23 protein-coding genes are annotated in these 24,462 nt (G+C 65.5%); 10 read left to right on the top strand and 13 right to left on the bottom strand.

Annotation, left to right across the window (positions count from 1 at the left end; all coding sequences use genetic code 11):
* The first annotated feature begins 11 nt into the window (after positions 1-11).
* A complete protein-coding gene (locus WBP07_RS32075; RefSeq protein WP_395397299.1) occupies positions 12-758 on the top strand; it encodes an SDR family NAD(P)-dependent oxidoreductase in 747 nt (248 codons plus the stop codon).
* Between the two features lie 200 nt (positions 759-958).
* Here WBP07_RS32075 and WBP07_RS32070 read toward each other — a convergent pair whose 3' ends face one another.
* From WBP07_RS32070 to WBP07_RS32060, 3 genes are read right to left on the bottom strand one after another with little or no spacing between them, the layout of a single operon-like run.
* Positions 959-1,396, bottom strand: a complete 438-nt coding sequence (locus tag WBP07_RS32070) for a VOC family protein (protein ID WP_395397298.1) — start codon at positions 1,394-1,396, stop codon at positions 959-961.
* Positions 1,393-2,286 carry an SDR family NAD(P)-dependent oxidoreductase gene (locus WBP07_RS32065; RefSeq protein ID WP_395397297.1) on the bottom strand — a complete coding sequence of 298 codons (894 nt, stop codon included), beginning with the start codon at positions 2,284-2,286 and terminating at the stop codon, positions 1,393-1,395. Before WBP07_RS32065 ends, WBP07_RS32070 begins: the two co-directional genes overlap by 4 nt.
* A 36-nt stretch (positions 2,287-2,322) precedes the next feature.
* Complete coding sequence (locus WBP07_RS32060; RefSeq protein ID WP_395397296.1) at positions 2,323-3,210, bottom strand: 3-keto-5-aminohexanoate cleavage protein; 888 nt, start codon at positions 3,208-3,210, stop codon at positions 2,323-2,325.
* A gap of 147 nt (positions 3,211-3,357) precedes the next feature.
* Between WBP07_RS32060 and WBP07_RS32055 the strand changes: the two genes are divergently transcribed.
* Complete coding sequence (locus WBP07_RS32055; RefSeq protein ID WP_395397295.1) at positions 3,358-4,209, top strand: helix-turn-helix transcriptional regulator; 852 nt, start codon at positions 3,358-3,360, stop codon at positions 4,207-4,209.
* Here the strand turns inward: WBP07_RS32055 and WBP07_RS32050 are convergent.
* The 4 genes from WBP07_RS32050 to WBP07_RS32035 all read right to left on the bottom strand — a co-directional run bounded on the left by WBP07_RS32050 (position 4,169) and on the right by WBP07_RS32035 (position 7,917).
* On the bottom strand, positions 4,169-5,647 hold the full coding sequence (locus WBP07_RS32050) for an MFS transporter (protein ID WP_395397294.1): 1,479 nt from the start codon (positions 5,645-5,647) through the stop codon (positions 4,169-4,171). The genes WBP07_RS32055 and WBP07_RS32050 overlap by 41 nt on opposite strands.
* A 238-nt stretch (positions 5,648-5,885) precedes the next feature.
* Complete coding sequence (locus tag WBP07_RS32045) at positions 5,886-6,755, bottom strand: CmcJ/NvfI family oxidoreductase (RefSeq protein WP_395397293.1); 870 nt, start codon at positions 6,753-6,755, stop codon at positions 5,886-5,888.
* A 55-nt stretch (positions 6,756-6,810) separates the two neighbouring features.
* On the bottom strand, positions 6,811-7,233 hold the full coding sequence (locus WBP07_RS32040) for an acyl-CoA thioesterase (RefSeq protein WP_395397292.1): 423 nt from the start codon (positions 7,231-7,233) through the stop codon (positions 6,811-6,813).
* Positions 7,234-7,236: 3 nt separating this feature from the next.
* Complete coding sequence (locus WBP07_RS32035; protein WP_395397291.1) at positions 7,237-7,917, bottom strand: glutathione S-transferase family protein; 681 nt, start codon at positions 7,915-7,917, stop codon at positions 7,237-7,239.
* A 514-nt stretch (positions 7,918-8,431) separates the two neighbouring features.
* Between WBP07_RS32035 and WBP07_RS32030 the strand changes: the two genes are divergently transcribed.
* From WBP07_RS32030 to WBP07_RS32015, 4 genes are read left to right on the top strand one after another with little or no spacing between them, the layout of a single operon-like run.
* Positions 8,432-9,184 carry a glutathione S-transferase family protein gene (locus WBP07_RS32030; RefSeq protein ID WP_395397290.1) on the top strand — a complete coding sequence of 251 codons (753 nt, stop codon included), beginning with the start codon at positions 8,432-8,434 and terminating at the stop codon, positions 9,182-9,184.
* A 14-nt stretch (positions 9,185-9,198) separates the two neighbouring features.
* Positions 9,199-10,020, top strand: coding sequence for a beta-etherase (locus tag WBP07_RS32025; protein WP_395397289.1), 822 nt, complete (start codon positions 9,199-9,201; stop codon positions 10,018-10,020).
* 14 nt (positions 10,021-10,034) lie between these two features.
* Positions 10,035-10,856: a glutathione S-transferase family protein gene (locus WBP07_RS32020; RefSeq protein WP_395397288.1), complete on the top strand. Its 822-nt coding sequence runs from the start codon at positions 10,035-10,037 to the stop codon at positions 10,854-10,856.
* Positions 10,857-10,896: 40 nt separating this feature from the next.
* The gene (locus tag WBP07_RS32015; RefSeq protein WP_395397287.1) at positions 10,897-12,333 is read left to right on the top strand and encodes an aldehyde dehydrogenase family protein; all 1,437 of its coding nucleotides are present in this window, start codon (positions 10,897-10,899) and stop codon (positions 12,331-12,333) included.
* Positions 12,334-12,532: 199 nt separating this feature from the next.
* On the opposite strand, the gene WBP07_RS32010 is transcribed toward WBP07_RS32015, so the two are convergent.
* Complete coding sequence (locus tag WBP07_RS32010) at positions 12,533-13,447, bottom strand: SDR family NAD(P)-dependent oxidoreductase (protein ID WP_395397286.1); 915 nt, start codon at positions 13,445-13,447, stop codon at positions 12,533-12,535.
* 66 nt (positions 13,448-13,513) lie between these two features.
* Here WBP07_RS32010 and WBP07_RS32005 point away from each other — a divergent pair, with 66 nt between their 5' ends.
* From WBP07_RS32005 to WBP07_RS31995, 3 genes are read left to right on the top strand one after another with little or no spacing between them, the layout of a single operon-like run.
* Positions 13,514-14,239, top strand: a complete 726-nt coding sequence (locus WBP07_RS32005; RefSeq protein WP_395397285.1) for a nuclear transport factor 2 family protein — start codon at positions 13,514-13,516, stop codon at positions 14,237-14,239.
* 45 nt (positions 14,240-14,284) lie between these two features.
* A complete protein-coding gene (locus tag WBP07_RS32000; protein WP_395397284.1) occupies positions 14,285-15,592 on the top strand; it encodes an MFS transporter in 1,308 nt (435 codons plus the stop codon).
* Between the two features lie 13 nt (positions 15,593-15,605).
* On the top strand, positions 15,606-17,303 hold the full coding sequence (locus tag WBP07_RS31995) for an acyl-CoA dehydrogenase family protein (RefSeq protein ID WP_395397283.1): 1,698 nt from the start codon (positions 15,606-15,608) through the stop codon (positions 17,301-17,303).
* 25 nt (positions 17,304-17,328) lie between these two features.
* On the opposite strand, the gene WBP07_RS31990 is transcribed toward WBP07_RS31995, so the two are convergent.
* Positions 17,329-17,796, bottom strand: a complete 468-nt coding sequence (locus tag WBP07_RS31990) for a MarR family winged helix-turn-helix transcriptional regulator (RefSeq protein ID WP_395397282.1) — start codon at positions 17,794-17,796, stop codon at positions 17,329-17,331.
* Between the two features lie 105 nt (positions 17,797-17,901).
* On the opposite strand from WBP07_RS31990, the gene WBP07_RS31985 reads away from it, so the two are divergent.
* A complete protein-coding gene (locus WBP07_RS31985; RefSeq protein WP_395397281.1) occupies positions 17,902-19,371 on the top strand; it encodes a carotenoid oxygenase family protein in 1,470 nt (489 codons plus the stop codon).
* A 102-nt stretch (positions 19,372-19,473) separates the two neighbouring features.
* Here WBP07_RS31985 and WBP07_RS31980 read toward each other — a convergent pair whose 3' ends face one another.
* The 4 genes from WBP07_RS31980 to WBP07_RS31965 all read right to left on the bottom strand — a co-directional run bounded on the left by WBP07_RS31980 (position 19,474) and on the right by WBP07_RS31965 (position 24,461).
* A complete protein-coding gene (locus WBP07_RS31980) occupies positions 19,474-21,084 on the bottom strand; it encodes an MFS transporter (RefSeq protein ID WP_395397280.1) in 1,611 nt (536 codons plus the stop codon).
* Complete coding sequence (locus WBP07_RS31975; RefSeq protein ID WP_395397279.1) at positions 21,081-22,166, bottom strand: amidohydrolase family protein; 1,086 nt, start codon at positions 22,164-22,166, stop codon at positions 21,081-21,083. The genes WBP07_RS31980 and WBP07_RS31975 overlap by 4 nt, the downstream gene beginning before the upstream one ends.
* 17 nt (positions 22,167-22,183) lie before the next feature.
* Positions 22,184-23,614, bottom strand: a complete 1,431-nt coding sequence (locus tag WBP07_RS31970; protein ID WP_395397278.1) for an NAD-dependent succinate-semialdehyde dehydrogenase — start codon at positions 23,612-23,614, stop codon at positions 22,184-22,186.
* 82 nt (positions 23,615-23,696) lie between these two features.
* Positions 23,697-24,461 (bottom strand): nuclear transport factor 2 family protein, encoded by a 765-nt coding sequence (locus WBP07_RS31965; RefSeq protein WP_395397277.1) that lies wholly within the window; start codon positions 24,459-24,461, stop codon positions 23,697-23,699.
* Between the last annotated feature and the right edge of the window lies 1 nt (position 24,462).

Below are 24,462 nucleotides of genomic sequence, written 5' to 3'. Positions count from 1 at the left end.
GAGGGCTCGGGATGGACTTTACGGACCGGCATCTGGTCATCACCGGCGCGTCCAGCGGCATTGGCCGCGCGACGGCGGAGCGTATCGTGGCGCTGGGCGGGCGTGTCACCCTGCTGGCACGGCGGAGGGATCGGCTGGCGGAACTGGCCGCTAGTCTGGGCGAGGGCGCGCGCTGGCATGCGGTGGACGTGGCCGATGCAGCGGCGCTTGCGGGCGCGCTGGGCGCTGCGGTGGAGGAGTGTGGGCCGATCGACGGGCTGTTCCTCAATGCAGGGACGGGCGGGACTTTCGCGCCGGTGGAGGACTATGCAGAGGCGGACTTCGCGCAAGTGCTTGCCGTAAACCTCACCGCGCCGTTCCGGGCGGTGGCGCAAGTGCTGCCCGCAATGAAGGCGCGGCGGCGCGGGGCGATCCTGGTGACCGGCAGTCTGGCCAGTGAGCGGGGGATGGCGAACAACGTGGCCTATGTCGCCTCGAAGCACGCCGTTCTGGGGCTGGCGCGCGCGGTGGCGTTGGAGGCGGCGCCGTTCGGGGTGCGCTGCAATTGCGTGGTGCCGGGGTTCATCGAGACCGAGATGTTTGCCGCGCTGCCGGACGAGGCGCTTAAGGCGCTTGCCGCCAAAGTGCCGCAGGGGCGGACCGGCGGCGCGGATGAGCTGGCGGCGGTGGCTGCGTTCCTGCTGTCGGACGCGGCTTCGCATGTGACCGGGGAGAGTATTGCGGTGGATGGCGGGGTCTTGGGGACGCTGGCGGTTTAGGGGGAATTTGCGGGCGTTGCGAGGGCCCACCCCGCTGCGACTAGGCAGCAAAGCTGCCAAGTCTCGCTGCCCCTCCCGCTTGCGGGAGGGGAGAGCAAAGTGCCCCGTTTTCGCCCTCCCGCAAGCGGGAGGGCCGCGAGACTTGGTGAACGTAGTGAACCTAGTCGCAGCGGGGTGGGCCATCACAGCACCACCCCTGCTCAATCGTCGAAGAAATTCAGTTCCAGCAGCACCCCGTCCGGATCGTGCACGAAGATCTGCCGCAGCCCGATCGCGTGGATCACGTTGCTTTCGTAACGCAGTCCGCGATCCTCGATCCGATCACGGATTTCCTCGAAGCCTTCGCAGCGCAGGGCGATGTGGTGCAGCGCGCCGGTCGGCCCGCCGTGCATGTCGCGGTCCATCGCGCGGGGCGCGTCGTGGCTGTTGAGGTGCAGGATCGGCCGTTCGCTGCCATCATAGATCCAACGCGCGGTCTCGCGGGTGAGCGGAAGCGGCGGGGCGCAGCTCTCCAGCGAAAGCACCTCGCGATAGAACGCCTCGCTGCGGTCGAGATCCGCCACCACCACGTTGAAATGGTCCAGCGCGACGACGCGGGCGCGCACCCGCGTGTCGAAGGCCATGAAAGGGCTGTTCATGCCGTTTCCTCCTCTTTCCGCTCTCCGCCGGGTACGCCGTGCGCCACGCGGCGTGCGTAGTCGGGATCGTCTTCGGGATGCGCCACGGCGGCCATGACCCGCTCGTGGATTTCTTCCAGCGTGCCCCGGAATTCGGCATAGGGCAGGATGTAGAGCCGGTTTTCCCGCACGCCGTTCAGCACGTGGCCGGCCAGCGTTTCCGGTTCCATGCCGATCTCGATCACTTTCTTGAGGTGGCCGAACATCTCCGGCCCGGCCTGATAGTAGCCGGTGTCCGAAAGGTGTGCCGGGCGGGTGAGTAGGGCCTCGTGGATATTGGTGTTCACCGCGCCGGGGCAGAGCAGCGAGACGCCGATGCCAGTGCCTTCAAGGTCCAGCGCCAGCGACTCTGTAAGCCCGCGCACCGCCATCTTGGTGGTGCAGTAGATGCCGGTGCCCTTCAGCGCGACGAAGGCGGACATCGAGGCGGTGTTGACGATGTGCCCGCCGTTGCCGCGCTCGATCATGCGCGGCAGGAAGGTGCGGACGCCGTTGATGACGCCGCGCAAGTTGACGTCGATCTGCCAGTCCCAGTCGTCGAAGGTGGCGTCCTGGATCGCGCCGAAGTGAGAGACGCCCGCGGTGTTGAACAGCAGTTCTACCGGGCCGAGGCGGGCTTCCACCTCGTCCGCCGCGCGGCGGTAGGCATCGCGGTCGGTAATGTCGAGGTGGACGGGCATGACCTCCGCTCCGGTGCCGGAGAAATAGGCCATGGCTTCGTCGAGATGGTCCTGCCGGATGTCGGCGATGGCGACCTTGCAGCCGGCCTTCGCGAAGACCTTGGCCTGCCCGAGCGCAACGCCCGAGCCGCCGCCGGTGATGAATGCCGTGCGTCCTGCCACTTCTGTCATCTTGTCTCTCCCTCCGTAGCGATTTTTCGCTCTTGTTTAGGCGTAGGCGTGGTTCTCCAGTCCGAGAAGGTCGCGCGTCTCTCCCGCGCTCGATACTTCGGCGCCCATGTGCTCGATCAGTTCGATGGCCCAGCGGACGTGGGCGGCATTGTCGGGCGCCATCACGCCCTTGCGCAGGAAGATCGTGTCTTCGAAGCCGACGCGCACGTGCCCGCCCAGCAGCACCGATTGTGCGGCCATCGGGTAGGAGTGGCGGCTGACGCCGAAGCCGGTGAAGGCCGCGCCGCGCGGGATCTGGTTGGCGGAATAGAGCATCGCCTCCGCCGTGGCGGGCAGGCCGTACTTGGTGCCCAGCACGAAAGAGAACGGCGCGTTCTTCGGAATGGCGCCCTTGGCCATGAGGTCGTCCGCGAAGACGAAGTCGCCCGCCTCGAAGCATTCGATCTCGGGCAGCACGCCCGCTTCCTGGATCATGTGGCCCATGCGGGTGATCATCGGATCGAGGTTGATGGCCACGCCGCCCCAGAGCTGCATGGTGCAGATATCCAGCGTGCACATGTCGGGCCTCAGGTCGAGAATGTGCTCCAGCCGCCGCTCGGCCGTGAACATCAGCGTGCCTTCGCCGCAGACCGAGGGATCCTCATCGCTCTGCATCCAGGTGCAGCCCGGCCCGGTGGTGACGTTGAGGATCACTTCGCGGTTCTTTTCGCGAATCAGGCCCACCACTTCGCGATAGTCGTCCAGCGCCTGCGAAGGGGCGCCGGTCTGGCCGTCGCGCACATGAACGTGGATGATCGATGCGCCGGCTTCAGCGGCGGCCAGCGCCTCGTTCGCCACGTGATCGGGGCGGAACGGGAAGTTGGGATGGCTCGGCATCGGCGAACTGCCCGTCACCGCGCAAGTAATGTAGACTTTCTGCGCCAATCTCGCTCTCCTCGCCTTGTGTCTCTTGTTGATTTGAGCGAGATCGCAAATTCGAAGTGGTCGGAACAGGCCAGCGCATATCCTATCACGTCAGGTAACTGTTTCAGGGCGTGCCTTCTGGGCGTGATGGGGGGAGATGGAGAATCCATGTCGCATAGAGAAGAGCTTTCGCTTTTTCTGAAGTCGGCACGCGGGCGGCTGATGCCCAGCGAGGTCGGCCTGCCCAGTGGGGAGCGTCGCCGCGCGAAGGGCCTGCGGCGCGAGGAAGTGGCCGCGCTCGCTGGGATGAGCGTCACCTGGTACACCTGGTTCGAACAGGGCCGCGAAATCCAGCTTTCCGCCCCGATGATCGAGCGGCTGGGGCGGACCCTGCGCCTTTCGGGCACGGAGCGCGAATATCTGTTCGCGCTGGCACAGCACCGACCGCCGCCGCTGGTTTCCCGGCTGGACGAAGAGATCAGGCCGGGCACCCGGCACTTGTTGGACAGCCTTGCGACGCCGGCGCTGGTGATCGTGGAGGATTGGACGGTGGTGGGCTGGAACCGGTACGTTTCGGTGGCCTTCCGGGACTATGGAGCGATGCCGCGCGGAGAGCGCAACCTGTTCAAGATCCTGATGCTCAATGAGCGGTATCAGGGCGATCCGGAGTTCTATCGCGAGATGGGCCAGCGCCTTACCGCGCGCTTCAAGTGGGATTACAGCCAGACGGCGCAGCCGGAAATCTTCGACGATATCATCGCGGAACTGACCGAGCGCTCCGCCCTGTTCCGGGAATGCTGGGCACGCAGCGAAATTCGCTCCCACTTCGAGGGGATCAATTCCAGCTTCTTTCCGGAGATCGGCGAAATCTGGTTCCGCCACACCTCCTACGCGATCGAGGAAGTGCCCAGCCAGCGGCTGATCGTTTTCGCCCCGAACGAGGAGCGGGATGCGATGTTGCTCGAACGGTTGCGCAAGATCAGGCCGGAGCTTCACTCGGGCGAGCCGGCCTCCCCGTGATGCGGGCACCCGCTTCGGCGGGCAGCCGCGCGAACAGCGGCACGGCGCAGAGACCGATCAGGGCCAGCGCCACCAGGGCGAGGCGGTAGGGCGCGGCGTCTGCGGCTCCGGCGCCCCCCCAGTTGTCATGCACGAAGGGCATGTTGAGGATCAGTGCGCCCAGAGAGATGCCGACGGCAGCGGAGAGGGCGTTACCGATGCTGTTGAGCACGATGGCGCCGGGCAGTTCCTCCTGCCCCACGTCCGCGAAGGCGAGCGAAACCATGCCGGTGAACGGCACCGATCGCGCCATGCCGACCAGCAACATCGCCCCCGCCATTGCCCACAACGGCATGTCTTCCGTGAAGGCGGCCACGCCCGTGAGTGAGGCCATCGTCATCGCCGTTCCGACTGAGAGCGCCGCGCGAAAGCCGGTGGCGCGGATCACCCGACCGACCACGGGTTTCAGCGCAAGGTCTCCCAGGTTGTTGGCGAGCAGGAGCAGGCCGGTCATGCCGGGCGAGAGCCCGAAGGCGAGCTGGAAATAGAGCGGCAGGACAAGCGCTTGCCCCATGTGCGGGATCCGCAGGAGCATGCCCGCGCCGAAGGCGATCGAGCGAAACGTGCGATGTCGCAGCGCGCCCAGCGGCACGAGACCGTGCGGTCGGGCCTGCAGGTAGCGATAGGCCAGCACGGCGGCGAGCGCCCCGAGTGCGATCATTGCGGCGGGCCCGGCCATGCGCCCCGGGTTGGCCCCCAGCCGGTCGAACCCGTAGATCAGCAGGGCAAGAGCACAGGCGATCAACACGAAGCCGATCGGATCGAACGGCGCGGGCTGCGGTGCGATGCGCGGGATCAGCTTGCGGGCAAGAATCGCGCCGATCAGGGTGAGCGGCAGGTTGATCAGGAAGATCGATTGCCAGCCCAGCGTCTGCGTCAGGAATCCGCCCAGCGGCGGGCCGATGACGGGGGCGATCAGCGCGGGCGTCGTGCTGATCGCCAGCATCTCCACCAGCCGATGCTTGGGCGTAACCCGCAGCAGCACGAGATTGCCCACCGGCGTCATCAGGCTGGAGCACAAGGCCTGCAAGGCGCGCGCTGCCACGAAGAACGCCAGGCTGGTGCTGAGCGAGCAGAGCAGCGAGGCCATGCCGAAGCCCAGCACCGAAGTGGCCAGCACCCGGCGCGGGCCGATGCGCTGGGCCGCCCAGCTGCTCAGCGGCAGGAACGCGGTGGAAACCAGCAGATAGGCGGTGATGCCGATGCCCAGCTCGCTGGGCGCCACGCCGAAATCGCGCGCCATGGCGGGCAGGGCTGTGGCGATCACCGTCGCCTCCAGGATCGAGAGGAACATCACGAAAGCGACCATCACCGCCACCGCGCGCGGATCGCCTGCGGTTTCGGTGTCCCCGGATTGCGGGACCGGCGCGGCCATGGGCGCGGTCTCATGTTCCCTCATTTGCCGTCCCTTTTATGCCGGTTGATATTGGTCAGGGTGGAAAGCTCGCCTCTGTCGCGCACCTGTCCCCCCTCCGACCTCCTCGTCATTGCGAGGAGGCGAAGCAGACGCGGCAATCCAGAGCGGCGTAAACCGCCCTGGATTGCTTCGCTCCGCTCGCAATGACGAGAGTGTGGCGTGGGCGGTGGGATCGAGGCGAGGGTGCTTCAGCGTGTCCGAATAATGATCCCGCCCCGGCTCACCGGCGCTTTTCGAAGTAGGCAATCGCCCGGAATTCGTAGCTTTCGCGGACTTGCGCGTCCGGGCGGCTGGTATCGTGGAAGGCGGTGTGGGGCGCCCGCCATGCGCGGTCGTGGTCGCTGTCGTGGAACTTGATGAAGATCACCTCGTCCCGCGTCATGTCCGGGAAGTACCACCAGCGATGGCCGGGGCTGTGCTTGAAGATGGTGGCGGCGACCATGTCCTCCTCGCCCTCGATCGGGGCGTAGAGCGCGTCGCCTTCCGGAATTTCGTCCACGTCCACCTTGACATTGGCCACGCTGTCCTCGTCGCCCACGGACGGGCCTTCGCAGAGCGCCAGCGGCCAGTCCTGCGGCGCGGGCGAGAAGGTGCGCCACAGGCTGAAGGCGATGAAGCGGTCATAGCCGGGCCCGTCCGGCCGACCCTTCTCATAGAGCGCCTCGGCCACCTTTTGCGCGGTGCGCGAATTGAAATCGACGTGCGCCTCGGCGGCGGGCGGCTGGTAGCCTTCGCCCGCGATCACTGGTGAGCGCAGCTGCCCGCTCATGCAGAATACATAGTCGCAACCGGTCAGCGCCTTGGCCACTTCCGCCACTTCCTGCGGATAGGCGGCGAGCTGGTCGGCGTCTGCGAAGTCCTGCACGCTGCTTACATGGCGCGAAATGCAGAAGCCGTGCTCGTCCAGCGTGAAGGGGCGTTCGGCCAGCCGGGCGTTGCGGATCGTTACCGGATAGGGTTGGTAGACGCCGGTGTTGAACTCCTTGCCTGGCGCCCAGAAGCGCCGGTTGATGCGTGAGGTGGGCAGCAGGTAATCGATCGTCGTCTCGACTTGCGCGCCGGGGCGGCTGCGCGTGGCGGAATTGGTCATGCTCTCTCTCCCATGATGCGCCGCCCGGCTTTGCGCCGGTGCGGACGGCAGGCGGTCAGCAGATGAAGCGGCTTCTCACTTCGTCCGGTACACGTGCGGACTGAAGGCCGCCGGGCCTGTCCGGCGCGGGTACGGTCCATACGCGCTTTTCGGTGCCTTCCACGCAGACCCGCTCACCAAGAAGGATGCGGTGGGCGATGGTGAAACTGCTGCCGCCGAATTGCGGTGCGTCAGCCTCGATCGTCACCACGTCGCCATAGCTGGCGGGAAAGCCGAAGCGCGCGGAAAGGTCCACCAGCGGGAAGCCGACGACGCCCAACTGCGCGAGCATGTCGCGCTTGCGAGGCAGGCCGGCGGCTTCGAACAGCAGGATGGTGCTTTCCGCGAACATGTCGATGAAACGGGGGGCGAAGACGATCCCGGCCGGATCGCACTGGCCCCATTCGATGCGGTGTTCGCGCGTGAGGAAAGCTGTCATCGATCAGGCCAGAATGTTCTTGCCCTGACGGGTCGTCTTCTCGGCCATTTCGGCGGCGGACGGCGGCTCAGGCAGCAGGAGGCCGCGCTGCACGGCCGGGCGGGCGCCGACGGCATCGAACCAGCGCTGGAGATGTGGCAATCCCGCCATGTCGATGCAGGCCCAGTCATGCCCGCGCACCCATGGAAAGCAGGCGATATCGGCGATCGAATAGTCCCCGGCAAGGTATTCGCTTGTCGCCAGCCGCGCATCCATCACTTCGAACAGGCGGCGGCTTTCGCGCGTGTAGCGGTCGATCACGGCCGGCAGCTTTTCCTCGAAATAGCGGTTGAACACCGTGGCCTGCCCCATCATCGGGCCCAGGCCGGACATCTGCCACATGACCCACTGGATCACCCGGCTGCGCCCGGCGACATCGGCAGGCAGGAAGCGGCCGAATTTCTCGGCAAGGTAGATCAGGATCGCGCCGGATTCGAACACCGCAAAGCCGTTGTTTTCGGTCTCCACATCATGGTCGATCAGCGTCGGGATGCGGCCGTTGGGATTGAGACGGACGTACCAGTCTTCCTTCTGCTCGCGATTCGTCAGCGAGATGGCGCGCAGCGTGTAGGGCACGCCCAGCTCCTCCAGCATGATCGTGGTCTTCCAGCCGTTGGGCGTTTCCGAAGTCAGCAGTTCGAGCAAGCGTCTCTCCCACGTTCGTCGCGCGATTCGACGCGCTTTGGGCGAGACAGAGCAGAAGGGCGGAGGCGGGTCTAGAATAGCGCAAACAGTATCACTGGGAGTGACAGGTAGTTTTGCCGGGTGCGCCACTGCTCTGCCCGCTGCTCTGCGCGGATGGGTTGCTTCGTGCCCTCGGACGGTGACCAACCCAACTTTCGTCATCCCCGCGAAGGCGGGGATCCCGCTTGTTCTTTTTTCAGGTACGCGGAGAGACTGTGCGGCAATCCACAGTCTCTCCGCGCTTCCGCGTGAACTCCAGGAAGCGGGACCTCCGCCTTCGCGGGGGCGACGGTGTCGTTATGCTGGAGCATTTGACTTGTGGTCGGTGCCGCAGAGCTAACAATCGCAAGGCCAACACAACGCCTCAACCAGTTGGCGTTTCTAATAGTATAGATGCTGGGCTTCCCCTGCCGGTTTTCCCGAAGCAGTCTGCCTTCCAGATCCGCAAGGACGAACGGAGAGGGACTGCCGATACATGTTGACGCTCTACAGCTTTGGCCCTGCGGCCAATTCGCTCAAGCCGCTGCTCGCGCTCTATGAAAAGGGGCTGGAATTCACTCCTCGCTTCGTCGATCCGACCCGTTTCGAACACCACGAGGACTGGTTTAAGAAGATCAATCCGCGCGGCCAGGTGCCCGCACTCGACCATGATGGGCATGTGATCACCGAATCGACGGTGATCTGCGAATACCTGGAAGACGCCTTTCCGGATGCGCCGAAACTGCGCCCGACCGACCCTGTGCAGATCGCCGAAATGCGCGTCTGGACCAAGTGGGTGGACGAATACTTCTGCTGGTGCGTCTCCACGCTGGGCTGGGAGCGCGGGATCGGCCCGATGGCCCGCGCGCTTTCGGACGAGGAGTTCGAGGCAAAGGTCGCCCGGATCCCGATCCCGGAGCAGCGCACCAAGTGGCGCACCGCCCGCGCGGGCTTCCCCAAGGACGTGCTGGAGGAGGAAATGCGCAAGATCCGCGTTTCGGTGGATCGTCTTGAAAAGCGCCTTTCCGAAAGCACCTGGCTGGCGGGCGAGCAGTTCACGCTGGCGGACGTGTGCAACTTCGCCATCGCCAACGGTATGCAGAACGGCTTTGCCGAGATCGTGAACCGCGAGGCGACACCGCATCTCGTCTCCTGGATCGAGCGGATCAACGCCCGCCCCGCCTGCCAGGCGATGTTCGCCAATTCGAAGAGCGAATTCGGGGATCGCGGCCGCAAGGTCACGGTCTGAGAGGGAGAACGGCGATGGCCAAGGACAACCGCATTACTCTCTATGATCTGCAGCTCGCCTCGGGCTGCACGATCAGTCCCTTCGTGTGGCGCACCAAGTATGCGTTGGCGCACAAGGGTTTCGACGTGGACCTCGTGCCCGGTGGCTTCACCGGTATTGCCGAGCGGACCGGCGGACGCAGCGAGCGCGTACCGGTGATCGTCGACGATGGCGAATGGGTGCTCGATAGCTGGAAGATCGCTGAATATCTCGACGAGAAGTATCCTGACCGGCCCAAGCTGTTCGAAGGGCCGTCGATGAAGGAATTGACCAAGTTCCTCGATGCCTGGCTCTGGAAGACGGCGATCGGGCCGTGGTTCTCGTGCTATATCCTCGATTACCACGATCTCTCGCTGCCGCAGGACCACGCTTATGTTCGGCACTCGCGCGAGACGATGTTCCTCGGCGGGCGCAAGCTGGAGGACGTGCAGGCCGGGCGCGAGGATCGGCTGCCGCTGGTGCCGCCGACGCTGGAACCGTTCCGCAAGCTGCTGCGCGACACGCCGTGGCTGGGCGGGGACGAGCCCAACTTCGCGGACTACACGGCGCTGGCGGTGTTCCTCTGGACGGCCTCCGTCGCGACCACGCCGCCGCTGACTGAGGACGATCCGCTGCGCGACTGGCTGGACCGGGGCTTCGACCTTTTCGGCGGGCTGGGCCGCCATCCGGGCATGCATACGCTGTTCGGGCTCCAGCTGCGCCCCGGCGATCCCGAACCGTTCGAGCGGGGCGGCGCGGGGATCGAGGTGGCGCCGGTCAATCGCGGCGCCACGCCGCAGCCCGAACCGGCCGAGTGAGCGGAGCGCAGGCAATGGCATGGCATGACGAGCCGCCGGGCGGCACCTTGCGGATGTACCATATACCGGGCTGCCCCTTTTCCGAACGGGTCGAGCTTCTGCTCGATCTGAAAGGGCTGTCCGGGCTGATGGCCGATCACGAGATCGACATTTCCAAGCCCCGGCCCGATTGGCTGCTCGCCAAGACGCGGGGCACGACTTCGTTACCGGCGCTGGGACTGGAAAACGGGGAAACGCTGAAGGAAAGCATGGTGATCCTGCGCTACTTCGAGGATCGCTTTCCCGAAGTGCCGGTGGCGCGGGCCGATCCGTTCGAACATGCGGTGGAGGCCATGCTCTGCGCCACCGACGGGCAGTTCACCGGCGCCGGTTATCGCATGATCCTCAACCGCGATGCGGCGAAGCGCGAGGAGCACCGGGCCGAAGTCGATGCGCAATATGCCCGGCTGGACGATTTCCTGCGGCATTACGCGCCGGATGGAGACTACCTGTTCGACCGGTTCGGCTGGGCGGAAGTGGCCTTTGCGCCGATGTTCAAGCGGTTGTGGTTCCTGGAATACTACGAGGAATACGAAGTGCCGCAGCATCTCACCCGCGTTTTGCGCTGGCGGGATGCCTGCCTCTCGCACCCGGTGGTGGAGCGCCATCATGGTCACCGCGAACTGATGACGCTCTATTACGACTACGCGCAAGGCGGCGGCAACGGCCGTCTGCCGGAAGGCCGTGCGGTATCGAGCTTTACGCTCGATCCCGCCTGGGACACGCGCCCGATGCCTCCGCGCGACAAGTGGGGTCGCCCGGCGACCGACGCCGAACTGGGGCTGGTCGCGGCCTGATCATCATCGACGAATGCAATTCTCCAATGGGAGCAGGATCATGAAGAGCTATCCGCAGAACTATATCGATGGCCGCTGGGTCGACAGTCGCGGCGGCCGCCGTCATTCGGTGGTCAATCCGGCCACGGAGGGGCAGGCCAGCGAGGTCGTGCTGGGCACCGCCGCCGACGTGGACCTTGCCGTCGAAGCCGCGCGCCGGGCCTTCGAGACATTCTCGCAGACCACCCGGCAGGAACGCGCGGCGCTGATCGAGAAAGTGATGGAGGCCTACAAGGCCCGCATTCCCGACATTGCCGAGGCGATCGCCACCGAAATGGGCTGCCCGATCTCCACGGCCTCTACCGCGCAGGCGGGATCGGGGCTGGGCCATCTGGGGCAGGCGCTGGCCGCGCTTTCACAGTTCGAATTCTCCGAGAAGATCGGCGACAATACCGTGGTGCGCGAACCGATCGGCGTCGTCGCGCTGATCACGCCGTGGAACTGGCCGATGAACCAGATCGTCGCCAAAGTCGGCCCTTGCCTTGCCGCCGGGTGCACGATGATCCTGAAGCCGAGCGAGGAGGCGCCCAGCTCGGCCGCGATCTTCGCGGAAGTGATGGAAGCGGCGGGCGTTCCGGCGGGCGTATTCAATCTCGTGCAGGGAGACGGAGCGGAAGTGGGCACCGCGCTGGCGCGTCATCCGGGAATCGACATGATCAGCTTCACCGGATCGACCCGCGCCGGGATCATGGTGGCCAAGAACGCCGCCGACACGGTGAAGCGCGTCTCGCAGGAACTGGGCGGCAAGTCTCCGAACATCATCCTGGAAGGCACGCCGCTCGACGTGGCGTTGCCAGGCGGCGTGGGCGGGGTGCTGCTCAATTCCGGCCAGAGCTGCGTCGCGCCCACGCGCATGCTGGTCCACCGCTCGCAGCATGACGAGGCGGCGGAGAAGGTGGGTGAGATGTTCGCCGCCAAGCCGGTAGGCGATCCGCTGAGCGAAGGGCCGCACATCGGCCCGGTGGTGAACAAGGCCCAGTACGAGAAGATCCAGGGCCTGATCCAGAAGGGCATCGATGAAGGCGCGACGCTGGTGACCGGCGGGCTGGGGCGGCCGGAGGGGCTGGACAAGGGCTACTACGTGCGCCCCACCGTGTTCGCAGACGTGACGCCGGACATGACGATCGCGCAGGAGGAGATCTTCGGCCCGGTCCTGGTCATCATGCCTTACGAGGATGAGGCCGACGCCGTGCGCATCGCAAACGACACGCCTTACGGCCTTGGCGCCTATATCGCCGGCGATCCGGGCAAGGCGAGCCGGTTGGTGGGCAAGCTGCGCGCCGGTGCGGTCTTCGTGAACTCGGGCGGGTTGGCGTTCGACATGCCGTTCGGCGGGTACAAGCAGTCCGGCAACGGCCGCGAATTCGGCAAGTTCGGCATCGAGGAGTTCCTCGAGGTCAAGGCGGTGATCGGCCAGTATCAGCCGGTCGAGGCGTAAGGATGGGGCCGCTATGACCCGGCCCCATATTGCTGACAAACCGCGATAACCAACTGCCCATTCGTAAACCAACTCCCCTCCCTTCGCCATTGCGAGAAGGCGAAGCCGACGAAGCAATCCAGAGCGGCGCAAGATTGTCCCTGGATTGCTTTGCTCCGCTCGTAATGACGAGGTGGGGGCACGGGTCCTGCCGATATCCTCAGGTAAGGTCCGCAATCGAGATCGTTCGCCCGCTCGCCGCCGCGCGGTTGCCTTCGCGGCGCAGGCGTTCGATCTCCAGCCGACCTTCGGGTGCCGGTTCGTCGGGCAGCGCGGCCAGCGAGGCTTCGTAGATCTCGCGGAAATCCTCGGCATATTCGGGGTGAGAGAAGATCAGCCCGGCATTCGCCTCGATCCCGCGCAGGGTTTTTTCGCCCACTTCCAGCGGGTCCATGCCAAGGTCGAAGGCCGTGCCGAACTGGGTGAGCGCCGCACGGTCGAGTTCGCCGAAGCCGCTGTCTCCGAAGGCTTCGGGGCGGCGGAAGGCACTGTCCCACGCATTGGTGCGGGTCAGTCCGGGGCAGAGCAGCGAAACGCCGATGCCCTGCGGCGCAAGGTTGTAGCGCAGCGATTCCGTGAGCCCGCGCACCGCGAACTTGCTGGCGGTGTAGATCCCGGCCTGCGGCCCGGAAAGATAAGCCGCCATCGAGGCGACGTTGACGACATGGCCACCCGGGCCGGTACGCTTGAGAAGGGGAAGCATCGACACGAGACCGTTTACGACACCTCCAAAATTGACGCCCATGATCCAGTCGTAATCGGCATAGCTTGCCTCATCGGTCGGGCCGAACACGGAAACGCCGGCATTGTTCACCAGCACGTCCAACCGGCCGAAATGCGCATCGATTTCCATCGCGACTTCGCCGAACCGCGCGCGGTCGGTCACGTCGAGCTTCAGGAAAAGCGGTAATTCCCGGCCATTGTCCGCGAACCATTGCTCTGCTTCGGCGCGGTAGGCTTCGTTCCGATAGCTAAGGGCAAGCCGGAATCCAGCGTTGGAAAAGGCGCGCGCGATCCCGAAGCCGAGGCCGGAGACCCCGCCGGTGATGAAGGCGACGCGTTCGTTGCTTTTCATGACAATCCTCTCGGCAAGATGATTTTATTTGTTAGTATGGCAAACAATAATCGAGGAGAGATCGAGATGCCAGAGCCTGATTCGAACCGTCCTCCTGCCGATCTGGGGCGCCGCCTCGATGCGCTGGAGCACCGCGTGGGCGAGTTGGAGGATGTCAACGCCATCCGCCGCCTCCACTGGGCTTACGGCTATTACATCGACTTCAACCTGCCTGACGAAGTGGCGGAACTCTTCGCCGAGGACGGCGTGGTGGTGTTCCTCTCCGGCGAATATGTCGGCCATGCGGGGGTGAAGCGGCTCTATGGCGACTGGATCCAACAGCGTTTCACCGGGGGCAAGCCGGGGCCGGTCAACGGGCTGCTGCTGGACCATTTCCAGATGCAGGACGTGATCACCGTCGCGCCCGATCGGCAGACCGCCAAGGGCCGTTTCCGCGGCATGCTGTTCGGTGGATGGCACGACGATTTCCAGGACACGCGCGAGGCGATCATGCCGCAGCAGTTCATGGAGGCCGGGATCTACGAGAACGATTACGTCCGTGAGAACGGCGTGTGGAAGATCAAGCGGCTGGACTACATGATGCAGTGGCAGGGCGATTACGAGCAAGGCTGGGCGCACACGACCTCGCACCTGCAGCCCGCGACGCAGACTTTCCCTGAAGACCCGATCGGCCCCGACCGCCTGTTGCCCAAGAACGGGCACCGGCCGACCTGGCCCTATCGCCACGACGTGCCGATGCACTTCGCGCATCCGAAGTTCGGCAATGTGCTGGCAGGGCGCGAAAACGCCTGAACTCCCGCCGCGGCGTCCGGCAATCGATGTAAGGAAAGGGAAAGCGTGCCGGCAAGAGATCCGCGAGAGATCATCGAGTATGCGCCGATGTCACGGGCGCAAATTGCGGCGGTGGCGATCATGGTCGGGCTCAACGCGCTGGATGGCTTCGACGTGCTGTCGATCAGCTTCGCCTCGCCCGGCATCGCTGCCGACTGGGGGATCGACCGCGTGGCGCTGGGCGTGGTCCTGTCGATGGAACTGATCGGCATGGCCGTCGGGTCGGTGGTGCTGGGCGGCGTCGCGGATCGGATCGGGCGGCGGCGCACGATCCTGGGCTGCCTCTGCGTGATGGCGCTGGGCATGGCGATGGCGACGCAGGCGGACGACGTGCTGACGCTCTCCTGCTGGCGCGTGCTGACCGGGCTGGGCATTGGCGGCATGCTGGCGGCAATCAATGCGGTGACGGCCGAATTCGCCAATGCCCGCCGCCGCAACCTGGCCTTGGCGATCATGGTGATCGGCTATCCGCTGGGCGCGGTGATCGGCGGCCTGGTTTCGGCATGGCTGCTCGCCGTGTTCCACTGGCACGCGATCTTCTGGTTCGGTTGTCTGGTGACGGCGGCGTTCATTCCGCTGGTGTGGTTCTTCGTGCCGGAACCTATGCCGTTCCTGCTGGTGCGGCGCGGGCCCGACGCTGAGGAGCGGATCAACGCATTGCTCGCCCGTTGCGGCCATCTGCCGGTTTCGGAGCTGCCGCCGCCCACCGTGGAGGAAGCATCTGCCTCCCTTGCGGATATCCTGCGACCGGGCCTGATCGGGACGACGCTGCTGATCACCTTCGCCTATTTTGCCCATGTGGTGAGCTTCTATTTCATTCTGAAATGGGTGCCGAAGATCGTCGTCGATATCGGCTTTCCTCCGCCCGAGGCGGCGGGCGTGCTGGTCTGGGCCAACCTTGGCGGCGCGATCGGCGGGGCGCTGTTCGGGCTGATCGTGCAGCGGTTGCCGCTGAAAGGGATGACGGTGGCCGTCCTGCTGGGATCGTCGGTGATGGTCGCGCTGTTCGGCGCGTTGGGCGTGAACACGCTGTCCGGCCTTTCGGCGCTGGCCTTCGCATCGGGGCTGTTCACCAACAGCGCGGTTTCCGGGCTCTACACCATCTTTGCGAGGGCCTTTCCCACCCACGTCCGCGCGACCGGCACCGGCTTTGCCATCGGCGTGGGGCGCGGCGGGGCGGCGCTTTCGCCGATCGCGGCGGGAATGCTGTTCCAGGCGGGCCTCCCACTGGCGATGGTTTCGACGCTTATCGCCAGCGGCTCCCTGCTTGCCGCGATCGCCCTGTTTTGCCTGAAGCTGCGCGTGCGCGGCTGAGCGGAGGTTCGTCTTGGAATATCAATCGCATGTGGATGCTCTTGTCCGGCATCTGGAGATCACGCCGTTTCTTTCGGACTTGAGGGATGTAGGCGCGGACGTCGATCTCGATACCTGGGCCCATGTCGTGGCGCAGGCAGGGCGCATGGCGGAGGAACTTGTCGCCCCGCTCGATCCCGTGCTGGACCGGGTTGGCGCGCGCGTGGTGGACGGCCGCGTGCAGACCGCGCCGGGGCACCGCGAGGCATGGACGCGCTTTGCGGACGGTGGCTGGCTGGGCTTGCCGCTGCCGGAAGCGCTGGGCGGCATGGGGCTGCCGCTGGTCCTGCAGGGAGCCTGCGAGGAATTGCTGAACCGCGCCTCCCCCGCCTTCGCCATGCTGACGACGCCGGGGCGCACGGCGGCGGAACTGCTGGTGGAAAGCGCGCCGGGTGAACTGGCGGACGAATGGGTTCCGCGCCTGCTTTCGGGCGAATGGGGTGCGACGATCTGCATTTCCGAGCCCGATGCCGGGTCCGACGTCGGCCGCATCCGCACGCGGGCGGTGAAGGACGAGAACGACGAATGGCGCGTCACGGGCGAGAAGTGCTGGATTTCCTACGGCGATCATGACCTTACCGCGCGGATCGGCCACTTCATGCTGGCGCGTTCAGGCAGGGAGCAGGGCGTGCGCGGGCTCAGCCTGTTTCTCGTGCCCGACGGGGATGGGACGGGCGCGCGCAACGGCGTGTTCGTCCGGCGGATCGAGGAAAAGCTCGGCCTTCACGGCTCGCCGACATGCGTGCTCGGCTTTGAAGGGGCACGCGCCAGCCTGATCGGGCAGGAGGGCCGAGGGCTCCAGACCCTGTTCCACATGATGTTGCGCATGCGCCTGTCGTGCGGCCCGCAAGGCATTGGCGTGGCCAGCGGGGCTTATCAGACGGCGCTGCGCTATGCGCAGGAACGGCGGCAGGGCGGTGCGCCCGACGCGCCGCCGGTGTCGATCGCAGAGCATGCCGATGTGCAACGCATGCTGCTGCGCATGGCAGGCAGGGTGGAGACCGCGCGCGGACTGGCACTGGCCTGCGCGGCGGCGCTGGACCTTGCCGGTCGGGCGGCGGATGCCGAGGCGCGTGCGGGCTGGCTCTCGCTGGCGCAGTTCCTGCTGCCGGTCGTCAAGGACGGTTCCGCGCGGCTCGCCTTCGACGTGGCGAGCGGGGCGCTGCAAGTGCTCGGCGGCGCGGGCTACACGCGCGAATGGCCGGTCGAGCAGCGATTGCGCGATGCGCGCGTCTTTGCGGTTTTCGAGGGGACGAGCGGCATCCAGGCCATTGACATGCTCCATCGCCGCCTCTGGCGCGAGGAAGGCGCAGGCCTGGCGCGCTTCCTGGTTCTGGCCTTTGCCGAACTGCGGGATGACGAACCCTCATGCGAATTGGCGGGGGCGCTCGACTTGCTGGAGCGGACGGCGGCGGATCTTTCCGCAATGCGCGGGGCGGCCCGCGATGCCGAGTCAGGGGCGAGTGCGTTTCTAGATATGTGCGGCATGGCGGCTTGCGGCTGGATCGCGCTGCGCGTGGTGCACGGCGCCGGCGATGATGTCGTAGGTGCGCGGATGAAGGCGGCCGCGCGCTTCTACCTTGCGGAACTACCGGCGCGGATCAAGGCGCAGGCGGGACTGGCGGTGCTGGGCGCCGATCGGCTCGATGGCATCGCGGCCCTGCTCGAATAGGATGCGCCCATCCCTTTGGGGACGATCAGACCCCGCCGATATCGACTTCGTGAATGCGCTTCAGCAGGGCGGCGAGCATATGGAACTCAGCGTCGGAAAAACGCTCGCGCAGCCATTGGCCCAGTTCGCCGCTACGTTCGTGGGCGGCGGACAGCATGGCGACGCCCTGCTCGGTAATATCCAGCGTCTGGCGGCGGCGATCTTCGCTGGATTGGCCGCGCACGATCAGGCCGCGCCCTTCCAGACGGTTGATGATACCCATCACCGTCGCTCGGTCCATTTGCAGCGTGCGGCCGATGTCGGCCTGAGACGTGCCGGGATTCTCGGCGATCAGCAGCATGGCCGTAAGCTGCGTCTGGGTGATGCCCAGATCACTGAAAATTTCCGAAAAACGGCGCTGCGTGGCGCTTTGTGCCAGTCGCAAGTGCAAGTCCAGAACGTGATCGAGCGTGCGGCCGGCTGTCAGTCCAGCGAATGTTTCGGCATCTTTCATTTCGTTCTGTTGCGAGCGTTTGCGGGAATCGTCAAGCGATGGCTTGGAAAATAATTGTCAGTGAAGCATACAATATCGCAAGGGCATTATAACATTGGAGAGGATATGGCGCATTTCCCCGATACCCCGAGCTTCACCGGCTTCAACACGCCTTCCCGGATAGAGGCGGACATCGCCGATCTCGCTCACGAAGGCACCATTCCACTCGAACTCGACGGCGCGTTCTTCCGTGTGCAGCCCGATCCGCAGTTCCCGCCGCGCCTGGGCGACGATATCGCCTTCAACGGCGACGGAATGATCACGCGCTTCCATATCCATGACGGCCAGTGTGACTTTCGCCAGCGTTGGGCCCATACCGACAAGTGGAAGCTGGAGCATGAGGCCGGGCACGGCCTGTTCGGCGCCTATCGCAATCCGCTGACCGACGATCCTTCCGTGGAGGGGCAGTTCCGCTCCACCGCCAACACCAATGCCTGGATCTACGCGGGCAAGCTCTGGGCGATGAAGGAGGATAGCCCGGCGCTGCTGATGGATCCGGCGACGATGGAAACGATCGGGTTCGAGACGTTTGGCGGCACCATGCGCGGGCAGACTTTCACCGCGCATCCCAAGGTCGATCCCGTCACCGGCAACATGGTGGCGATCGGCTACGCCGCCTCCGGCCTCTGCACAGACGATGTGGCCTATTACGAGGTGAGCCCCCAAGGCACTTTGCTGCGCGAGGTGTGGTTCAAGGCGCCCTACTATTGCATGATGCACGACTTCGCGATCACCGAGGATTACCTCGTGATCCACATCGTGCCGTCCATCGGCAGTTGGGAGCGGTTGGAAAGGGGCCTGCCGCACTTCGGCTTCGATACGACCATGCCGGTCTATCTGGGCGTGCTGCCGCGCCGGGAGGGTGTGACGGGTGAAGAGATCCGCTGGTTCCGGCGTGATAACTGCTTTGCCAGCCATGTGCTGAATGCATGGCAGGAGGGATCCAAAGTCCACTTCCTCACGGCCGAGGCGAAGAACAACATGTTTCCGTTCTTCCCGGACGTTCATGGCGCGCCGTTCAACGGGATGGAGGCGATGAGCTACCTGACCGACTGGACCGTGGACATGGCCTCCAACGGCGAAGCATTCGAGGCGGTCACCCGGCTGACCGAGACCGCCGCCGAATTCCCCCGCATCGATGACCGCTTCACCGGCAGGAAGACGCGCTATGGCTGGATGTTGGAGATGGACATGCGCCGCCCGGTGGAACTGCGCGGCGGCAGTGCAGGCGGGCTGCTGATGAACTGCCTGTTCCTGAAGGACCTGGAAACCGGGCGTGAACAGCACTGGTGGTGCGGCCCGGTCTCCAGCCTTCAGGAGCCGTGCTTTATCCCCCGGTCGGCCGATGCGGCGGAGGGAGACGGCTGGATCGTGCAGGTGTGCAACCGGCTGGAGGAGCATTGCAGCGACCTGCTGATTTTCGAGGCGCTGGATATCGAGAAAGGGCCGGTGGCGACCATCCATGTGCCGATCCGGCTGCGCTTCGGGCTTCACGGCAACTGGGCCGGCGCAGGCGCGATCGGCCTGGCAGCCTGAAGGAACGCGGCGTGAAGGAAAAAGGGGAGAAGCCGATTCCGGAGTGACCGGCTTCTCCCAGGCTTCCGACGGTTGCGAGCCGGAAGTCGGATCTGGCGGAATTCAGTCCTCGATACCGGCGCGGGCCTTCAGGTTCGCCTCGTCACGCGCGGCGCGGCGGGCGATGAACAGGAGCAGCACGACAATCGGCACGGCCACCACGTTGATGCTCAGCATCGCGGTGCGCAGGTCCCCCGTCGCGTCGGAGATCAGGCCGACGACATACGGCCCCACTCCCATGCCCAGGATGGTCATGACCAGCAGGTAGAGGCTAGCGGTGAGCCCCCGCATGCGCGGCAGGACCTGATCGTAGAGAATGGCGTAGAGCGGAGGCATCCACCCGGTCAGCAGCAGGCTGTAGACCACGAAGCGCATGTAGAACTCTCCCGGCACTGGCGCCCAGTAAACCCAGAACGACAGTAAGGGAGAGATACCCATCGACATCAGCGCGATCCCCGCGCGGCCGCCGCCGGGAAAGCGCTGGTGCAGCCGGTCGGACAGCGGCCCCCAGATAAGCGGGCCGACGATCCCCGTCGCCGCCGAAAGCAGCCCGAACTGCAAGGCCGTATCCGCCAGCGAGAGGTGGTAGGTGCGGATCAGGAAGCTGGGGTTGAAGGCCATCATGCCGTAGTTGATCGTGGATTGCAGCGTACCCACGGCGATCGCCATGATCAGCGTGGGCGATCCGGCGATCACGCGGAAGGCCTGTTCGTCGCGCGCCCTTATTCCTTGCAGCAGATTGACGACGACCAGCAGGCCCACGCCGATAACCAGCCATTGCAGGACATGGGGATCGATGGCGAGGGCGCCGAAACCAAGCGCCGGGCGCGGCGACTTCGCCATGCCGATGCGCGCTAGCATGACCATGGCGATAACGATTACGGCCAGTGCCGCAAGGTTGATCGCCAGGCTGCGCAGATTTGCCCGGCGCAGGGCCATGGCCACCCAATGCGAACCTGGGGTTACTGCTCCCAGCAGCGAGAGGCTGGCGCGGAAGGGATGCGGATCTGGCGGAGTGGCGATGCCGTCCATAGCGCCGCGCTCGGGCTCTCTAAGGCGCCAAAGGAAGGCCGAGAGCACGAAGCCCGGCGCCGCCGCGACAAGGAACGCGAATTGCCACCCGCGAAGGCCGAGCGGAGCGGTTTCGGGCGGAAAGGCATCGCTCCACATCTGTGCCGCAAGCCCGCCCAGGACCAGCGATCCGCCCAAACCCAACGCGATGGCCGATGCCATTACCGCCATCACGAAGCCCCGGCGATGGCGCGGCCAGTAATCGTAGATCAGCGAGGTTCCCGCCGGCTGCGTCGCCGCCTCGCCAATGCCGACGCATAATCGTGAGGCGGCGAGCATGGCGAAGCTGGATGTCATTCCGGCCATGGCGGTGGCGGCTGACCAGAACAGGATGCTCAGCGAGAGCAGCCGCCCGCGCAGCCAGCCATCCGCAAGGCGGCCCACCGGCAGCGAGAACAAGGCGTAGAACAGTGCGAAGACAGTGCCGAACAGCAGCCCCATCTCGGCATCGCCGACGCCCAGGTCGTGCTTGATCGCGGGGGCCAGGATCGCAAGGATCTGGCGGTCCAGCAGGCTCATCGCATTGGTCAGCGCGATCAGCCCCAGCGCATACCATCCGCCGCGCGCGATATGGCGCACCGGCTGCTTCACATCGGCTTTCACAGACAGAACCAGCGTTCGGCGTTGGTCTGGAAGAACTTGCGTTTCAGTTCGGGCGACATTTCCATGGCGTCCAGCGTGCGCACTTCGGCCGCTTCGTACTGGTAGGGGTAGTCCATCGCGTACATCACCCGATCTTCACCCATGACCTGCTGGGCAAAGCGGATCGCCGGTTCCCAGGCCATGCCGCTGCACGTCACCAGCACATTGCTGCGGAAGTATTCGGCGATGGTCTTCTGCAAGGGCTTCATCCGCTCGTAGCGCTGCGCGCGGATGCCGGCCTGGTGCATGTAGTCCAGCCGGTAGAGCCAGTAGGGCAATGCCTCGCCCATGTGGCCGACCATGATCTGAAGCTCCGGATAGCGATCGAAGATGCCGATGGTGATCAGGCGCAGCAGGTGCATGCCGGTCTCCACCCCGAAGCCGTAGATCGCACCGTCCAGCCCGGATTCGAGCAGCGGGCCGATCATCGCATCGGGCGGCGTGCCGGGATGGATGTAGAGCGGCTGGTCGGTATCGGCCAGCGCGCGGAAGATCGGATCGAAGGCCGGTTCGTCAAGGTAGTGGCCTTGCGTGTGGCTGTTGATCTGCACGCCGCGGAAGCCCAGTTCGAACGCGCCGCGCCGGATTTCATGGGCGGACCATTCAGGGTCCTGCGGGGCGACGGCCGTCATGCCGATGAAGCGATCCGGATAGGCCTCGCACCGCTCGGCCAGAAGGTCGTTGGCGGAACGGGCGATGCTCTTCGCCTCGTCAAGATCGGTCAGCGGCTGAACCCCGGGCGAGGTAAGCGCCAGCACGGCCCTGTCGATGCCGGTGGCGTCCATGTCCGCGATGCGGCGTTCGCCAAGGTCCAGCAGGCGTTCGATGATCTGCATCGCGCGTTCACTGGGGCTCTGGGCGTAGAAGCCCCAGAGCGAATTCATGCCGCGGTCGGCCGTGCCGTCCCGCACCATGCGCAAGTAGACGTCGATCTGTTGCCGGGTGGCGAAGGCCTCTTCCGTGGCGATGCGCAAGTAGCCTTGCTTGCCGCCGGTCCTCAGTTCGCCCGTGCCCGTTTGTGGCGCCTGCAATGCGTCGATCATGTGCGATCCCCTCCTGGTTATCCTTCGTGAACGGCTTTGGTGACGAGGCAGGCCATGACGCCTTCGGGCCCGTCCTCATGCCCGTGGCCAGACCACTTGACCCCGCCGAACGGTGCGTCGGCACCGCCGATCATTGTCGTGTTGATACCCAGCATTCCCGTTTCGAGCTGAGCGGCGAGGCGCTTCTGCCGGGCCGCGTCTCCGGTCCAGGCATAGGCGGCAAGGCCGTAGGGCAGGCGGTTGGCCTCCGCGATCATCGCCTCCTCGCCCGCGAAGCGGTTGATCAGGGCGACGGGTCCGAACGGCTCTTCGTTCATGATCCGCGCCGACAGCGGCACGTCGGACAGCACGGTAGGCGCGTAGAAGAAGCCGCGATTGCCGATGCGCTCCCCGCCTGTCTCCAGCCGGGCTCCGGCCGCCACTGCCTCGCGAATGAGCGCATCGATGGCCTCGACCCGGCGCGGGTTGGCTAGGGGGCCGACCTGGCTCTGCGGATCGAGCCCGTCTCCGACGTGCAGGTTCTTCGCACGCCGGGCGAAGCCTTCGCGGAAGTCGTCGAATACCGCGTCCTCGACGATGAAGCGCGTGGGCGAGACGCAGACTTGCCCGGCATTGCGGTACTTGTGGCCGACCACGGTATCGAGCACGCGGTCCAGGTCCACGTCCGCGAAGACCAGCACCGGGCCGTGGCCGCCCAGTTCCATCGTCGTGCGCTTCAGGTCCTCGGCGGCGAGCTTGGCCAAGTGGCGGCCCACCGTGGTCGATCCGGTGAAGGACAGCTTGCGGATCACCGGGCTCGCCAACAAGTGGCGGCTCACTTCGTCCGGTACGCCGAACACAGCTTGACCCACTGATGGTGGCAGCCCCGCGTCGAGCAAACATTGCAGTACGGCAAGGGCCGAGGCGGGCGTTTCCTCGGCCGCCTTCATGATCACCGAGCAGCCCGCCGCAATCGGCGCGCCCAGTTTGCGGCCGGGATTGCCGATCGGGAAATTCCACGGCGCGAAAGCGGCGACCGGGCCGACCGGCTCGTACTGCACGGTCGATCGCATGCCTTCGGGGCGCACCAGCGCGCGGCCATAGAGGCGGAAGCATTCGCCGGCGTAGAATTCGAAGAGGCCGATGTTCATGCCCACTTCGATGCGGGCTTCTGCCAGCGTCTTGCCCTGTTCGAGCACGGCGACATGCGCGATCTCGTCAACACGCTCGCGCATCAGCCGGGCGGCGCCTTGCAGTACATCGGCGCGCTGTTGCGGCGTGGACTTGCGCCAGAGGCGGAAACCGGCGGCGGCGGCCTCCAGCGCGCGGTCGAGATCGGCGGTGCCGGCCAGCGGCAACTGGCCCAGCACTTCGCCGGTGGCGGGATTGAGCACGGCGTGGGTGCGGCGGCTGCCGCCGGACACGCGTTCGCCGTCGATAATCATGGAAAGCGCGGGGTACTGGATCATGCCTCACCTGAACCGGGGGAAGGGGAAGCCTGTCCGCCGGGGAGGGAGCCCCGGCGGACAGACGGACGCGCACGGCGCGTTTTTACTCGGCGGGAACGGCGGTGTTGCGCGCGTTCTCGCGGTCGATATCGCCCTGCCAGCGTTCGGCCACCATTGGCTTGCCGGTGACGGGATGGGGCAGGTGGAAGGGCAGCAGCTTGTGCGTGGGCCAGAGCCAGTGGTCATCGATCAGAGAATCCGGGCCGCTGGGGTCTTCCGGATAGAGCACCTTGGGGAAGGGCACGTATTCGGCCGGAGTATAGGCCCAGCCCTTGTCGAAATCGGCGTGCCAGTGCGGGAAGTAATTGAGCACGTGGATGCGCCAGACGCCGTCCACCTTCTTGTAGGTGTTTTCGTAAATGCCGCCTTCCCACCACTGGCGCGCATTAGCGGTGAGCGGGTTCGACGGATCGGTGTACTCGTGATGGCGCCCCGCCTGCATCATCGAGCGGGCGCGGGCATGGGCGGTAACGCCGTCCGCCTCAATGGTGACGATGTCCTGCAACTGCGGATGGTCCAACAGGAAGCCGTCGATCGGGCCGTTGTTGCCATGCGTGAAGCGCTTCTGGAAGCGTTCGACATAGAGGCGGCGCACGCCCTCCTTGCCCTTCCACACGCCGCCGAAGAAGCGCACTTCGCCATCGTTGGTGAAGAGGTCGATCACTTCGTTATACATGCACTTGTCGATCAGGTAGCCGTAGAGGTGCTGAAGCTTGCGCACGTCCAGCTCGTCCTCACGCACGGTCAGGCGGCGGGCGAGGTCCGCCACTTGGGCTTCCAATGCGGCAATCTTGTCGGTTTCGGCCATT

It is taken from the genome of Novosphingobium oxfordense, from assembly GCF_044029435.1.
In the GTDB taxonomy this organism is placed as follows: Bacteria; Pseudomonadota; Alphaproteobacteria; order Sphingomonadales; family Sphingomonadaceae; genus Novosphingobium.
This window is presented reverse-complemented; position numbering and strand designations above follow the sequence as displayed.